We start from the raw sequence: 15,394 nt of genomic DNA on the forward strand, positions 1-15,394 counted from the left end.
ATTTTGTGGACGATTTCTGACGGTGACTGGGAGCCGTCTTTATGTCAGCATACTACGCATAGAATAGGAGTTGGCTGAATTCAGCCCAACTAAAAAGGCTGCCCAAAAGGGCAGCCTTTTTTACGTCCACAAAATCCGTGAAATCCGCTAAAATCTGCGTAATCCGTGATTAAAGTTTGCGCTTGATTTCCTGCTCCTCGAAGCCCTCAATGTTGTCACCTTCTTGCAGGTCGTTGAAGTTTTTGACTGAGATACCGCATTCGTAGCCTTGGCGCACTTCCGAGACGTCGTCTTTGAAGCGCTTGAGGTCCTGTATCTCGCCCGTGTACTGCACGATACCGTTGCGCACTACCCGCACGCGGGTTTTGCGGTTAAACGAGCCATCCGTTACCATACAGCCGCCGATAGTACCAACCTTGGTGATGTTGAATACCTGGCGAACTTCGGCGTTGGCCACCACAATTTCGTGCACCGTGGGGGCGAGCATGCCCTCCATAGCGTCTTTCACTTCATTGATGGCGTTGTAGATAATCGAGTACAGGCGCACGTCAATCTGTTCCTGCTCGGCTAGGCGGCGGGCACTCTGCGAGGGCCGAACCTGGAAGCCGACGATAATGGCATCGGAAGCCGAAGCCAGCAGCACATCGCTTTCCGAGATGGCACCCACGCCCTTGCTCAGGATATTCACCTTCACTTCAGGAGTAGAAAGCTTCAGCAGCGAGTCGGAAAGTGCTTCCACCGAGCCGTCCACGTCACCTTTTACCAGAATGTTCAGCTCCTTAAACGAACCGATAGCCAGGCGGCGACCAATCTCATCAAGGGTGATGTGCTTCTTGGTGCGAATGGTTTGCTCACGTGCCAACTGCTGGCGCTGAGTGGCCAGTTCGCGGGCTTCACGCTCCGTTTCCATCACCTGAATGCGGTCACCGGCCTGCGGAGCGCCAGTGAGGCCCAGCACCTGCACGGGGGTAGCGGGGCCCGCCAGCTTCTTCTTTTTGCCGCGGTAGTCGGTCATGGCTTTCACGCGGCCGTAGTGCGGGCCAGCCAGCACAATGTCACCCACGTTCAGCGTACCAGTCTGCACCAGCACGGTAGTCACGTAGCCACGGCCTTTGTCCAACTCGGCTTCGATTACCGTGCCCACCGCGTTGCGGTTAGGATTGGCTTGCAAATCAAGTAGTTCAGCTTCAAGTAGTACCTTCTCAAGCAGCTCATCCACGCCGATGCCCGACTTGGCCGATACTTCCTGGCTCTGGTACTTGCCACCCCACTCTTCCACCAGGATATTCATCTGCGAAAGCTCTTCGCGGATTTTCTCAGGGTTGGCCGTGGGCTTATCTACTTTATTAAGAGCGATGATAATCGGTACCCCCGCCGCCTGGGCGTGGTTGATGGCTTCCCGAGTCTGGGGCATCACCGAGTCGTCGGCCGCAATCACGATAATGGCGATGTCCGTCACCTTGGCACCACGGGCCCGCATGGCCGTAAAGGCTTCGTGACCAGGCGTATCCAGGAACGTAATGGGGTTGCCCGACTTGGTTTTTACTTCGTAGGCACCAATGTGCTGCGTAATACCGCCAGCTTCGCCTTTAGCTACGCTCGCTTCGCGGATGTAGTCCAGCAGCGACGTTTTGCCGTGGTCCACGTGGCCCATGATGGTCACGATGGGCGCGCGGGGTAGCAAGTCTTCGGGCGCATCACTCATGTCGATGGGCTCCTCGTCTTCCTCTGCCGACAGAAATTCTACGTCATAGCCAAACTCGTCGGCAATCACCGTAATGGCTTCGGCATCGAGGCGCTGGTTGATGGAAACGAACATCCCCATACCCAGGCACACCTTGATAACCTCGTTCACGTTCACATCCATCAGCGACGCAAGGTCGTTGGCCGAAATGAACTCGGTGAGCTTGAGGGTTTTGGCATCTAGCTCGTTCTGAGCACGCAGGGCTTCGCGCTCTTCGGCCGCCATGCCCCGCTTGTCGCGGCGATACTTGGCGCGGTTGGCGGCGGCATTGGTTTTGCCACCGCTCAGCTTGGCCAGCGTCGCCTTGATTTGCTCCTGAATCTGCTTATCGTTCTGCTCGGCTGTCAGCGGTACCTGAGGGGTAACGGGGCGGTTGTTGCTCTGGCCGGGGCGGTTGCCGCCGGGGCCCGGACGATTGCCACCTTGGCCGGGACCACCGGGGCGGTTGCCACCGGGGCCACCACTCGGGCGATTGCCCTGGTAGCCACCACCTTGGCCGGTGCTAGTACTGGTGCCCGTAGTGTTGCCACCGCCGGGTTGCCCAGGGGCAGGCAAGCGCTGGCGTTTCTTCTGGTTGTTGGTGCCCACGCCGCTCTTGCGCACGTCGGACGATGCCACGGGGCGCGGCCCACGGCCACCGGGCCCACGACGGCTGGAGTCAACCGGCAGCTGAATCTTGCCCAAAACCGTCAGGCCTTTCAGCTGGTCAGCCTTGGCCGTGATAGTGCCTTCCTCTGTTGCCGGAGCTTCTGGGGCCGCCGGAGCTTCTGGAGTAGCTGGTGCTACTGGCGTTGCTACGACCGCCGGAGCCGCTGCCGCAACGGGTGCTGGCGCGCTGGGAGCCGGTGCGGCCGCCGGAGCACTCGCAACAGGTGCTGGCGTGCTAGGAGCTGGTACCAGCTTGGCTTCGGCCACCGGATTGGGTGCTACCGGAGCCGCTGCTACTGGCGCTGGTATCGGTCGGGGAGCTGGGGTAGGCGCGGGTGCCGCTGCTGCCGGAGCCGGAGCAGCCGGGCGGGCCGGAATAACGCGGCCCTTGCTATCTAACTCGATTTTGCCCAGCACCTTAAGGCCGGGAGCCTTGGGCGCTTCGGAAGAAATAGCGGGTTGGGCGGCGACTGGGGGGGTAGGGGCCACAGGGGCAGCAGCCGGAGCCGCTACTACCGGGGCAGGCGCTACCGCCACCACCGGCGCAGGCGTTGCCACCGGAGCCGGCGCGGGCGCTACTACTACGGGAGCAGCCACTGGAGCAGGAGCAGGCTTAGCCACCGGCGCGGGAGCCGCTACGAGAGCAGGCTTGGCCGCAGCGGCCTGGGACTGAGCGTTTAGCTCACTTTGACGACGGGCCTGGGTGTGGCGCTCGGCATCCTGCTTATCCTGAGCCGAAGCCGCGAATTCTTTCTCCAACAGGCTCACCTGCTCACCAGTGAGCTTGGTTGTGGGCTTGTTTTCTATCGCAATCCCTTTGCGGGAAAGGGCCTCGACAGCCCGGTCGATGCCAATGTTCAGGTCTTTGGCTGCCTGTAAGAGCCGTTTCGGGGTTGCTTCCGCCATTCTAATAAGTCGCGAACGAATACGTTCAGGGTGCAAAGGTAAAGATTAATTCTGGCCAGCAGGCTATAAGTCAAGCCTACTGGCCTGATTTAATAACTTACCTGCTGGCGATTGCCCCCGGCCCTCATTGGGCGGCCGGGGCGCTGTCGGTGTTGGCGTCGGTGGCTGGGGTGGCCGCCTTAGCGTCGGCGTCGGCAGCGGGGGTAGGTTCCGTATCGTCGGCCGGGAGGCTGGCCGCGGCTACGGGGGCACTGCCGGCGTCTTCGGGCAAGTTGTCGTCGTCGGCAAATTCCTGGCGGATAACGCGGTACACATCATCTACCGTTTCTTCCTCCAACTCGGTGCGGCGCACGATGTCGTCCTTTTTCACGGCTAATACGGCGCGGCCGGTGTCGAGGCCGATTTTCTTCAGCTCGGCAATTACCCAGCCTTCGATTTCATCGGTAAACTCGTCGAGCGCGATATCTTCTTCGTAGTCAGTAGCTTCGCGAAACACGTCGATTTCCATTCCCACCAGCCGCGAGGCCAGCTTGATGTTGGCACCGCCCCGGCCAATGGCCAGGCTAACTTGGTCAGGTTTCATGAACACGGAAACCCGGCCCGTTTGTTCACTGATTTTCATCGAGCCAACCTTAGCCGGCGACAAGGCCCGCGAAATGAACAACTCCAGGTTATCGGTGTAGTTGATGATGTCGATGTTCTCGTTCATCAGTTCGCGCACCACGGGGTGAATGCGGCTGCCCTTCATGCCCACGCAGGCACCTACCGGGTCAATGCGCTCGTCGTAGCTTTCCACGGCCACTTTGGCGCGCTCGCCGGGCTCACGCACCACGTTTTTGATGCTGATGAGGCCGTCGAAAATCTCGGGCACTTCCTGCTCAAACAAGCGCTCCAGAAAAGCCGGCGCGGCGCGGCTCAGAATCACTTTAGGTGAGCCGTTTACCACGTCCACGCGGTGCACCACGGCGCGCACGGTGTCGCCCTTGCGGTAGCGGTCCTTCGGGATTTGCTCGCTCTTGGGCAGCACCAGCTCGTTCTCGTCCTTATCCAGAATGAGCGCCTCGCGGCTCCACACCTGGTACACTTCGCCGGTGATAATCTCGCCCACCAGGTCCTTGTATTTCTGGTACAGGTTGTCGCGCTCCATGTCCTTCACCCGCTGAATCAGCGTCTGGCGGGCCAGCAGCACGGCGCGGCGGCCAAAATCCTCAATCTTAATCGGTTCGGCCACCGATTCGCCAATTTCGAAGTCGGGCTCAATCCCTTGGGCCTCGGCCAGCGGAATCTTGTCAAAATCCCAGATATCCTCCGAGTCATCGTCCACGATTTCGCGGTTACGCCATATTTCGAGGTCGCCGTTGTCGGGGTTGATAATCACGTCGAAGTTGGAGTCGTCCTCAAACTTCTTGCGAATCATCGTCCGAAACACGTCATCCAGAATGGACATCATCGTGGGCCGGTCGATGTTGCGGCTCTTGGCAAACTCCTGGAAGTTCTCGATGAGCAGCCGCGCGTTCATATCGGCCGCGGCGGCCGCGACTTCCTGGGGGCTGGGGGTTACTTTTTTAGCCATGATTTTTAGGTTCTTAGTTCCTCTTCAAAAATCGTTTGTCATTGTGAGCGCAGCGCTCGCAATGACAAATGATTTCTAATTAAAACTTACTTAAAAGAGATAACAACGGTGGCCTGCTGAATGTCCCCGAAAGGAATAAAGACGGCCGGGAGCGTGGTTTTTTTGGTTCTGACTTTCACAACTTCTTCCAGCTCAATGCCTTCGGACGTGACGGCGGTGAGCGGGCCGGTTTTCTCGGTGCCGTCCTGCAGCTTCAGCGCGAGGCTGCGGCCGATGTGGCGGTTGTACTGGCGCGGGTCGGTGAGGGGCTGGTCGGCCCCCGGCGAAGTCACTTCGAGCGAGTAGGCCGCCTCTTCGCCGTAGGCCTCTTCGAGGCCGCGGTTGAGGCGGCGCGTCACCTGGGCGCACTCCTGAATGCCGAGGCCGTTAGGCCCGTCGAGGGTAACCGTAATCTTGGGCATCACCGAGTCCGACACGGTGAGGCCGACCACGTATAAGCCGCTGTCGCCCAAAGAGTCGGCGAGCAATTGCTGAATGCGGGTTTGGTCAAATTGAGCCATGACGGGCGGGGTAGGGGGCAAAAAAAGAGGGGACTGCGCGTCCCCTCTTTTCAGATTGAATACCAAATTCTGGCGCAAAGATACGGCTTTTTCCGGCTCAGTGCAAAAAGGCTCAATAGCCCACGGCCGCGTCGTCGCCGCGCGGGTCGGCACCGCCTTCGAGCTGCCCGTTGGGCAGCACCCGAATGAGGTCGAGGCGGCCCCAGGCGTTGCGCGGCTTGGGGTTAAAGCCCTTTTGCTGAAGCGTTTGCTCGGCGGCGGGCGTAAGCGCGCCGGCTTCTACGTCGAGCTGGTCGGGCAGCCACTGGTGATGCAGGCGCGGGGCGGCGGCCGTCTGCTCGGCGTTGGCCCCGTAGTCCACCACGGCCAAAATACTTTGCAACACGGTGGTAATGATAGTGCTACCCCCCGGCGAGCCGGTGACGAGCGCCAGCTTGCCACCTTTGGCCAGGATGGTGGGCGTCATGCTGCTGAGCATGCGCTTGCCGGGCGCGATGGCGTTGGCGGTGCCGCCCACCAGGCCGTACATGTTGGGCACGCCAGCTTTCGAGCTGAAGTCATCCATCTCATTATTAAGCAGAAAGCCCGCGCCGGCCACCACCACTTTGCTGCCGTAGGCCCCGTTGAGGGTAGTGGTGCAGCTCACGGCGTTGCCCTGGGCATCCACGATGTCGTAGTGGGTGGTCTGGTCGCTTTCGTAGCGCGGCAGGCCGGGGCCGGCCGTGATGTCGGCGCTGGGCGTGGCCTGGCCGTCGGGGCGCAGGGTGCTGCTGCGCTGCTTATTATAAGATTTCTCCAACAGCTGGACCACCGGCACCTTGCCAAAGTCAGGGTCACCGAGGTAGGTGGCGCGGTCGGCGTAGGCGCGGCGCTCGGCCTCCGTAATAAGCGCCACGGCGGCCGGCGTGTGGTAGCCGAGCTTGGCCAAGTCGTGGGGTTCCAGCATTTGCAGAATTTGCAGCAGCGCTACCCCCCCGCTGCTGGGCGGTGGCATCGTAATCACGTCGTAGCCCCGGTAGGTGCCGCGCAGCGGGTCGCGCCATTTAGGCTGGTAGCCGTCGAGGTCCTTTTGCGTAACCAAGCCGTCGCCTTTTTTTATTTCCGCCAAAATCAGCTCAGCGGTGCGGCCCTGGTAGAAGCCCGCCCGCCCCTGGCTTTGCACGCGCTGGAGCACGGCCGCCAGCTCGGGCTGCTTGAGCGTATCGCCCTTTTGCCAGGGGGTAGGGCGAACAAATACGGGTGGCGAACCGGGGTTGTATTTAATAAAATCGGCCTGCGTGCGGTTGAGGCCGGCGGCTTCCTTGTCGGTGAGGGCCACGCCGTGGGCGGCTAGGCGCACGGCCGGCGCTACGAGCTTGGCCCAGGGGAGCTTGCCCAGCTTTTTGTGTAGGGCCTCCATGCCGGCCACGGTGCCGGGCGTGCCCACGGCCAGCGCGCCGGCGGTGCTACGGCCGGGCACCACGTTGCCGCTGGCATCGAGGTACATGTCGCGGCTGGCGGCGGCGGGCGCAGTTTCGCGGAAGTCAAGCGTGCCAGCCGGGCCGGCGTGGTCACGGTACACGATGAAGCCGCCACCGCCCACGTTGCCGGCCACCGGCAGCACCACGGCCAGCGCAAACTGCACAGCCACGGCCGCATCGTAAGCATTGCCGCCCTGCTCCATAATGTCGCGGCCTACCCTAGAGGCTATCGGGTGGGCCGACACCACCAGCGCGTGGCGCGCCACCACGGGCGCGGCGGCCGGCGGCAGTTGGTCTTTGGCCAGAGCGGAGGGGGTAGGGCGACTTGGGCGGGCGGGCGCGGCTCGCTGGCCCAGGGCCGGGCCGGCCAGCGCGGTCAGCAGCAGGGCCGCCGCCGAAAAACGAGAAATCGTGTGCATGGCCGCAAAGTAGGCATAAAGCCCCGGCAACCGGGTAGTTGGCTACCTTTGGGCCACTCACCTTGCCCTTTTTCCATGTCTGCCAATACGCTCGCCGCCGCTCCCGCTCCCACGCTGGCCCTCACGCAGGAAGATTCCTGGCTCCAGCCCTACGAACCCATTTTGCTGGCCCGCCAGCAGCGCCTGGCCGACCGCCTGGCCGCCATCACCAAGGAATATAGTTCGCTGAGCAAATTTGCCACCGCTCACCAGCGGCTGGGCCTGCATTATGATACGCGCCGCCGCGGCTACGTGGTGCGCGAGTGGGCGCCCGGTGCCGAATCGGTGAGCCTGGTCGGCGACTTCAATTTCTGGAATCGGGAGGCCGATTATCTGCAAAAAGACGACGCGACGGGCATTTGGGAAGGCTTTATTGCGGATGATACCAACGGCCGCCGCCCCGCCGCCGGCACGCGCTACAAGCTGCACGTGACCGCCCACGGCCAGGGCAAGGACCGCCTGCCCGCCTACCTGCGCCGCGCCGTGCAAGATGAGGATTCTAAAGATTATTCGGCCCAAATCTGGGTGCCCGAAACCCCGTTTAAGTGGACCGACCAGACCTTTCGCATCGCCAACGCCACCAAGGGCCAGCCGCTCATCTACGAGGCGCACGTGGGCATGGCCCAGGAGGAGGGTAGGGTCGGCACCTACCGCGAGTTTGCCGACCACATTCTGCCGCGCATTCAGGCCGATGGCTACAATACCATCCAGCTGATGGCCGTGCTGGAGCATCCGTACTACGGCTCGTTTGGCTACCATGTGGCCAATTTTTTCGCGCCCAGCTCGCGCTTCGGCACGCCCGAGGACTTGAAATACCTCCTGAACGAGGCCCACCAGCGCGGCCTCGCGGTGCTGCTCGACCTAGTGCATTCGCACGCCGTGAAGAACGAGGCCGAGGGCCTGGCCGACTTCGACGGCTCGGGCAACCTGTATTTTCACCAGGGCGAGCGCGGCAACCACCCCGGCTGGGACAGCAAGCTGTTCGACTACGGCCGGCCCGAGGTGCAGCAATTTCTGCTCAGCAACCTGCGCTACTGGCTCGAAGAGTTTCATTTTGACGGGTTTAGGTTCGATGGCGTCACGTCCATGCTCTACCACCACCACGGCGAGGGCCACGCCTTTGGGGGCTACGACAGCTACTTCGGCCCCGAGGCCGACAACGACGCCATTCTGTACCTGATGCTGGCCAGCACGCTGGTGCGCGAGGTGAAAAAATCGGCCCTGCTCATCGCCGAAGACATGAGCGGCCTACCCGGCCTGTGCCGTCCCATCGCCGAGGGGGGGGTAGGGTTCGACTACCGCCTGGCGATGGGCCTGCCCGATTTCTGGATTAAAAACCTCAAGCACCAGCGCGATGAAGACTGGGACCTCGGCGAGCTGTGGCACCAGCTCACCAACCGCCGGGCGGGCGAAAAAACCGTGGCCTACGCCGAAAGCCACGACCAGGCGCTGGTAGGCGATAAAACGCTCAGCCACTGGCTCTATGACGCGGCTATCTACACCAACATGGGCGTGCTCGACGGCGACCCGCGGGTGGCCCGCGCCACGGCGCTGCACAAGCTCATGCGGCTGCTCACGCTCAGCGCGGGCGGCGAGGCCTACCTCAACTTTATGGGCAATGAGTTTGGCCACCCCGAATGGGTCGATTTTCCGCGCGCCGGCAACGACTGGAGCTACCACTTCGCCCGCCGCCAGTGGAGCCTGGCCGACAACCCCGACCTGCGCTTCTCACAGCTGCTGGCCTTCGACCACGCCATGCTGCAAGTGGCCCGCGAGCGCCAGCTGCTCACCAAAGGCCCCGCCACGCTGCTCAACCTCGATTATGAGAACCGCGTCCTCACCTTTGAGCGCGCCGGCCTGGTATTCGTGTTCAGCTTCAACGTGAGCGAAAGCTTTTCCGACTACGGTATTCCGGTGCCGGCCGCGGGCCGCTACCGCCTGCTGCTCAGCACCGACCGCCCCGAATTCGGCGGCTTCGCCCGGCTCGATGCAAAGGTGATTTACGACACCTTCGGCGGCGGCGGCACGGCCGAAGCGCCGCGCCTGCGCCTCTACGTGCCCAGCCGCACGGCCCTGGTGCTGGCGAGGGGGTAGGGATTAATAACTATAGGACTTACGCACTTGGTGGTAACTTGAGAAAAAGCCTAGCCCAATGGTGACGCAAGCAACCTACATCGAGTACCTGCTCAGTACGCCCCGCAATTATACGTGCACGCACCTTGCCGAGCACTTGCCGCAGGTGAGCCACGACCAAGTGAACCGGTTTTTGCGCCGCAGCTCGTTCTCACCCACGCAGTTGCGGGAGTTGGTGCTACCCTTGTTGAGTGACTCGCCCGAGGCCTTTTTGTTCGTCGACGACAGTGTGCAGGACAAGCGCTACAGCCGTTTTATCGAGGTGGCCAAGCGCCAGTACTCCGGCGCCGCCCACGGCTTGGTGACCGGCATCTGCTTGGTCAACCTGGTGCACAGCAGTGGGGAGGCCGGTGATTTTCTGCCCCTGGACTACCGCGTGTACGCCCCGCAGCAGGATGCGCTGAGCAAGAACGAGCATTTCCAGGCCATGTTCGCCCACGTGGTGGCCGAAGACAAAATCCAGGCCCGCACCCTCTTGTTCGATGCCTGGTACAGCGGCAGCGAGAACCTGAAGCGCATTCACCGCGCCGGTTGGACGTTTTTCACGACCCTGAAAAGCAACCGGTTGGTGAGTGCGAACAAGGAGACGGGCTATCAAGCCCTGGACGCAGTGGACCCGCCGCCGGGCGGGTGGAGCACGGGGTTGGAAGTGCGCTTAAAGCAGGTGCCGTTTGCGGTGCGTTTGTTCAAGCTGGTCGCCGCCAACGGCGACATTGAATGGGTCGTGACCAATAACTTCGCCTTCACCCTGACCCAGCAACTCGTCGAAGTCACGACCCGCACGCGCTGGCAGGTGGAAGAGTTTCACCGCAGCTTCAAGCAGCTCACCGGGGCTGAAAAATGCCAGTGCCGCCGTGCCCAGGCCCAGCGCAACCACTTGGCTTGTTGCTACCTGGCCTGGGTGTCCTTGCGCCAGTTTGCCCGCCAAACCGCCCAAACCCTGTACCAAGCCCATCAGCAGCAGTGGGCTCCTTATCTGCGCCAGTTGCTAGCCAAACCCCTCATTCCAGCGCTAATACCGACGAGTGCGTAAGTCCTAAACTAATAACAAGTGACTAATGACCCTTAAATTTATTAGGGGTGTATAGCTCAGGGAGTCAGCTGTTTAAGGTGGGTGCGTGGGGTCAGGTGTTTGCGTTTCAGCTGGCGGTATGCACGGGCTGCCGGCTTTTTGCCCGGTAGCCCGTTGTGCTCAGGCTTTATACCAACCTGTAAATTTCATGCGCCGTTTTACGCGCTCAGTACACGACCCAAAATCCTTGCAATCAGGTTATTGTGTGCTGCTTTGGGCCACGTAGGGGCGGTCGCCCTTCCACTTTACTTTTCAAGTACGCTAGTTAAAGCTATGCCCTTTAGGGCAAGACTTTAGTTGCTACTCACTTTTGCCGGTCTTGTTCAGGCAAGGCTGTTTAATTTTTGATTGTCAGTTAGTTATTGCTATTTGCTCAATGACCGACGCCAGCGTTTAGCCAGCAGAATTTTATTCTAAAGCGACCCACTTTCAGTGGCTTCTTTCAGTCGGCTTTAGCCGAAACCGCCGAATTCCATTCGCTTTCAAACCTATGGACTTACAGTCCATAGTCGTTTAGTTCTACTTTGGAGAGATGCCAGGTTTTGCCGTGGTCGTCGTTGCCCTGGTAAAAAAGGTAGGTCCGCCCGTCGTCATCCCGGAAAATGGCGGGGTGGCCCGACTCGCTGGAATTCCAGCTGCCGGGCGGCCCATTGCGCAAAAAGGGCTCATTGGAGAGGCGGGTCCAGCGCACGCCATCGCGGCTGCGGGCCACGCCAATCTGCTGGGGCTCATTATTATACGCGCCGGCGTAGAACATGTAGAGCCACTTGCCGCGCTTCAGGCACGAGGCTCCTTCCAGGCATTTTTTCTCCCACGGCAGCCGGGGCCGCAGAATGGCCGAGTCGGCCAGCTGCTGCCAGGCAGCGCGCCCAAAATCCGTTTGCAAGCCGGTGGTCGCGGCCACGCCCTGCATCTGAATCTGATAGGAAGGGTCGCGGGTGGCGAAGTACAGGAAGTAGCGGTCTTTAAAAGCCACCACTTCCGCGTCGATGGCGCGGCCGACCGTCCAGGCCCCGGTGGGGTGGAAAATGGGGTTGGAAGCGTCGCGCTCAAATTGCAGGCCGTCAGCCGATATGGCGTGGCAAATAGCGTCTTTGGGGCCGGTGCCGTAGGTCTGGTAAAACAAGTGCATGCGCCCGTCCTTAATCAGCGCGCCGGGCGCGCAGAGGCCCTTTTTCTCGTACTCTTTCTCGGGAGCAATATCGCCGACTTTCGTCCAGTGCGTCAGGTCGGTGGAGGCGGCAATGCCAATGCCCCAGCCCTGCTCCTTGGTTTCGGGCTCAGAATAGTAAAGCAGGTAGCGGCCTTGAAAACGCACCACGCTGGGGTCTTTAGCGATGGGCCGGCCCTGGCGGGTGGTGTCGCTGTAGTACATCGCCGGGTGCGTTTGGGCCGCGGCCGGGCCCGCCAGGGTCAGCAGGAGAAGGAGGGGTAGTAAGCGGTTGAGCATAGTGATGGCAAGATGATTTTAGGATGCTAAACTATGAGCCTGTTTAGCAATTCAGACAAACAAAACAGAACGTCATGCTGACGCCAGGAAGCATCTCTACCGCTTCAGCCGCGCCGTTCAACGAAGCGGTAGAGATGCTTCCTGGCGTCAGCATGACGTTCTTATCAGGTCTTTTCTAAAGTCCCAAACAGCCGCTACTTCAACGCCGCCGCCGGATACGCCGTTTCGGGCGGCCCCAGAAAGCTGGGGGGTAGGGGCCGCGTGCTGAGCACCAGCTTGTCGATGACCACGCCGGGGTCAATCATCCAGATTTTCAGCACCTGGCGGCCGGGCGCGGTCACGCGGGCCTCACTCTGGCCCAAGGCTGCCGTGCGCAGGATATTGCCCGCCCACACCTTGCTGTATTCTTCCGATTCGAGGTCCACGATGCGCGGCTTTTCATCATTCAAGGCAATGGCGTAGCGCAGGCCCCGGCCGGCGTGAATGGGGTGGGTGGGCCGGCAAAAGGCCGTGATGGCCACCGCGCCGGGGGTGAACAGCTGCAAATCGTACTCCAGCCGCGGGGCCTGGCGCAGGGCGGCGGCCGTGGTGTCGAGGCTGGGCGCGGTGGCCGGCAGGGGCGTCACGGCATCACCCTGGCGGCCCAGGCCCGGCACCACCCGCCAGGCGGCGGCCGCGCCCGGCTGGGCGCGCGAAAAGTGCGCGGCTTCGATGGCCACGGCCCCGTTTTCCTCGATAAACCCTTGAAAACCAAATAGTTCGGCCGGGCGCTCGGCGCTGACGTTAATCGTTCGGCTACCCCCCGCGCCGCGCACGGCTACAGTGCCCGCCAGCGTGGCCCCGGCCGGCGCGCGGTTCCAATCTACGCTTACCCACACGCGGGCGTCGTCGGCCGTGGTGCCGCTGGTTTGGCTGAGCTGAATCCAGGGGGCGCTGGTGCTGGCCTGCCAGGCCAGCGGTTGACTGCCCGTATCGAACACGTCGATAAAGTGCCGCTCGGTAGTCCCGACCAGGAAGGGGGGTAGGGCGGCCTGGTCGGCGACCACGGCCGCGGAGCCTTCCACCGCCACGCCCAGGCCCGCGCCCGCGCCGGGCGCCACGTGGCCCACGGGCGGCATTTGGTAGGCGGCCCGGTCGCGGGGCTGGTACGACATAATGTGGTTCCACTTACCGTTGGCTACCTGGGTGTTATAAATCTCCGTCTCCTGCTTAATCTGGGCGAAGGCGGCTTCGGCTTCGGCCGCGTAGCGGTTGGCGCTGGCGCGGCCCTGGGCAGCGTAGAGGCGGCTGCGCTCGGCCTGCAAGGTCTTGATATTCATCAGGCTGGCGGCGCGCACGGGGTAGGCCACCAGCTCGTAAAAAGCATCCTTCAGGCGAGGCTCGGTCTGGTCGTAGAGGGCGTTGGTTTGCCGCACCAGCTGGGCCAGGGCGTCGAGCCGCTGCTGGGCTTCGTCGCCGTAGGCCACCGCGCTGAAGCCGGTTTGGGCGGGCTGCAACATCTCGGGCCGCACCACTGAGTTGAGGCGGTAGTACGTATCGAGCACCTGCCCGATGGCCGGCCCGCGCGCCGCGCCGAAGGTGCGGCCGGCCCACGCCCGCAGGTAATCGAGCTGCTTGAAATCGCGGAATTGCTCCACGTCCCAGGCCAGGCGCATAAAAAACTCGGTGTCGATTTCGGCGGGCTTGAGGTCGCCCACGTTCACCAGCCACACGGTACGAGCCTGGTAGTCATAGGCTTTGGTCATTTCTTCCCACACCAAAGCGGGCGCGGTGGTGCTCAGCCAGAGGTAGTCTTCGGGCTCGCCCCAATACGAGAGGTGGTAGTACACGCCGCTGCCGCCGCTGCGCTTTTGCTCGGCGGGCGTCGAGAGCTGCCGGATGTAGCCGTGGTTATCATCCACCCACATCAGGCTCACGTCGTCGGGCACTTTCAGGCCGTTGCGGTACAGGTTCAGCACTTCCTTATAGGGCACGAACACCTGCGGCACCTTCGTCACGTCGGGGTTGACGTGCTGGGCCAGCATCTGGCGCTGGTCGGCAAATACCTGTTCGAGCACCTTGATTTTGGCCGCCGTGGTGTTTTCGCCGGGCATCTCGCTGTCGTTGAGGCCGCGCATCCCCACGGTGTAGAGGTTTTCGTACTTCCCATTTTCGATAACGCGCTGGTCCCAGAAGTGGTAGATGTGGTCGCGGTTGTGGGCGTAGTTCCACGGCCCCAGCGCTTTTTCATCGTACTCGTAGGTGTTGCGCAGCATGGGTTCGTGGTGCGAAGACCCCATCACGATGGCGTACTGGTCGGCCACCACCTTGTTGCCGGGGTAAAAATTGAACGGTTTGGTGGAGGGGTGCATGGCCGGCCACAGGTAGTTGGCCCGCAGGCGTAGCAGCAGCTCGCACACCTTGGCGTAGGTTTTCGGGCCGATGTCGTTGGTCGCCGGCTCGAAGGTTTTGGCGGCCCAGGGTTGCAGGCCCCAGTCCTCATCATTCAAGAAAACGCCCCGGTATTTCACCGCCGGCGAAGCCTGCTGGTGCGCGCCCGCCCGCACCCACAGCGCCGCCTGCGGGGCCGGCCGCACGTCGGCCCACCACTGCCAGGGCGACACGCCCAGCGCCTCCGCCAGCGTGAAGGCCGCGTAGGCCGTGGCGCGCCGGTCGCTACCCACCAGCACCAGCCCGTGCTTCACGCCCCGCACGGGGGTTTCCACCGTCAGCACGGCGTAGGCTTCCCACTGGCCCCGCAGGGCGGCCACGTCAATCTTGTGTGTCGCTACCAGCTTGTCAATCAACGGACTCTGGCCCAGCGTGCCCATAAACACCGCGTAGTCGGCCGCGCCGGGCGGCTGGGTCGATACGGTGGGCTTGGTGCCCGCCACGCTGGCCACGTCGCTGGCCAGGCACCGCGCGGCAATCCGCACCACTTCCGCGTCGGCCGCCGCCACAAAAATGGGGGCGGCCTGGCCTGCCTGCGCTAAGCGGAAGGCCGTTTTGTCGCCCGTGAGCGTGACCACGATGGGGGCCATTGGCGTGGCGCGCGCTACGCCGGGGCCGGCAATGGTTAATAATAGGGCTAAACCATTGCTGATTAGTAGCTTGCTGCCCGTCCGCCGGGCTGCCGTGGCTAGTTGGCGCAAGCCTTTTGCGGGGTGTTGGGGCGGAAAAGGATTAGGTAAGAGCATCCGTTGGAACAACAGGCAGTGGAAGATGAGGGGGTGAGGTGGGAGTAGGGGGCAGTCGCCCTTCGCGGGGCACCTCACCCCCTAACCCCCTCTCCCGTGGAGAGGGGGAACTAGCTCTAGTCTTAGTCTTCTAAAAGACAGTTGATTAGAGCTAGAGCTAGAGCTAAAAGCTAGTCCCCCCTCTCCACGGGAGAGGGGGCTAGGGGGTGAGGTG

General features: G+C 62.1%; 7 protein-coding genes and 1 pseudogene. 2 read left to right on the forward strand and 6 right to left on the reverse strand.

From position 1 onward, the window contains the following. Positions 1 to 169: 169 nt before the first annotated feature. From A0257_18335 to A0257_18350, 4 genes and pseudogenes are all read right to left on the reverse strand, one after another. Positions 170 to 3,298, reverse strand: a complete 3,129-nt coding sequence (locus tag A0257_18335) for a translation initiation factor IF-2 (protein AMR28862.1) — start codon at positions 3,296 to 3,298, stop codon at positions 170 to 172. 286 nt (positions 3,299 to 3,584) lie between these two features. After that, positions 3,585 to 4,817 (reverse strand): annotated as a pseudogene (locus A0257_18340) (transcription termination/antitermination protein NusA). A gap of 140 nt (positions 4,818 to 4,957) precedes the next feature. Next, a complete protein-coding gene (locus A0257_18345; GenBank protein AMR28863.1) occupies positions 4,958 to 5,431 on the reverse strand; it encodes a ribosome maturation factor in 474 nt (157 codons plus the stop codon). Between the two features lie 112 nt (positions 5,432 to 5,543). Next, complete coding sequence (locus tag A0257_18350) at positions 5,544 to 7,142, reverse strand: gamma-glutamyltransferase (GenBank protein ID AMR29842.1); 1,599 nt, start codon at positions 7,140 to 7,142, stop codon at positions 5,544 to 5,546. A 243-nt stretch (positions 7,143 to 7,385) separates the two neighbouring features. Between A0257_18350 and A0257_18355 the strand changes: the two genes are divergently transcribed. After that, a complete protein-coding gene (locus A0257_18355) occupies positions 7,386 to 9,443 on the forward strand; it encodes a 1,4-alpha-glucan branching protein (GenBank protein AMR28864.1) in 2,058 nt (685 codons plus the stop codon). A 172-nt stretch (positions 9,444 to 9,615) separates the two neighbouring features. After that, on the forward strand, positions 9,616 to 10,515 hold the full coding sequence (locus tag A0257_18360) for a transposase (protein ID AMR29843.1): 900 nt from the start codon (positions 9,616 to 9,618) through the stop codon (positions 10,513 to 10,515). A 535-nt stretch (positions 10,516 to 11,050) separates the two neighbouring features. Here A0257_18360 and A0257_18365 read toward each other — a convergent pair. Together A0257_18365 and A0257_18370 are read right to left on the reverse strand one after the other, a co-directional pair. Then, positions 11,051 to 12,004, reverse strand: a complete 954-nt coding sequence (locus A0257_18365; protein AMR28865.1) for a glycoside hydrolase — start codon at positions 12,002 to 12,004, stop codon at positions 11,051 to 11,053. Between the two features lie 194 nt (positions 12,005 to 12,198). Then, a complete protein-coding gene (locus A0257_18370) occupies positions 12,199 to 15,135 on the reverse strand; it encodes a hypothetical protein (protein ID AMR28866.1) in 2,937 nt (978 codons plus the stop codon). Positions 15,136 to 15,394: the final 259 nt, after the last annotated feature.

The organism is Hymenobacter psoromatis (assembly GCA_001596155.1).
GTDB lineage: Bacteria > Bacteroidota > Bacteroidia > Cytophagales > Hymenobacteraceae > Hymenobacter.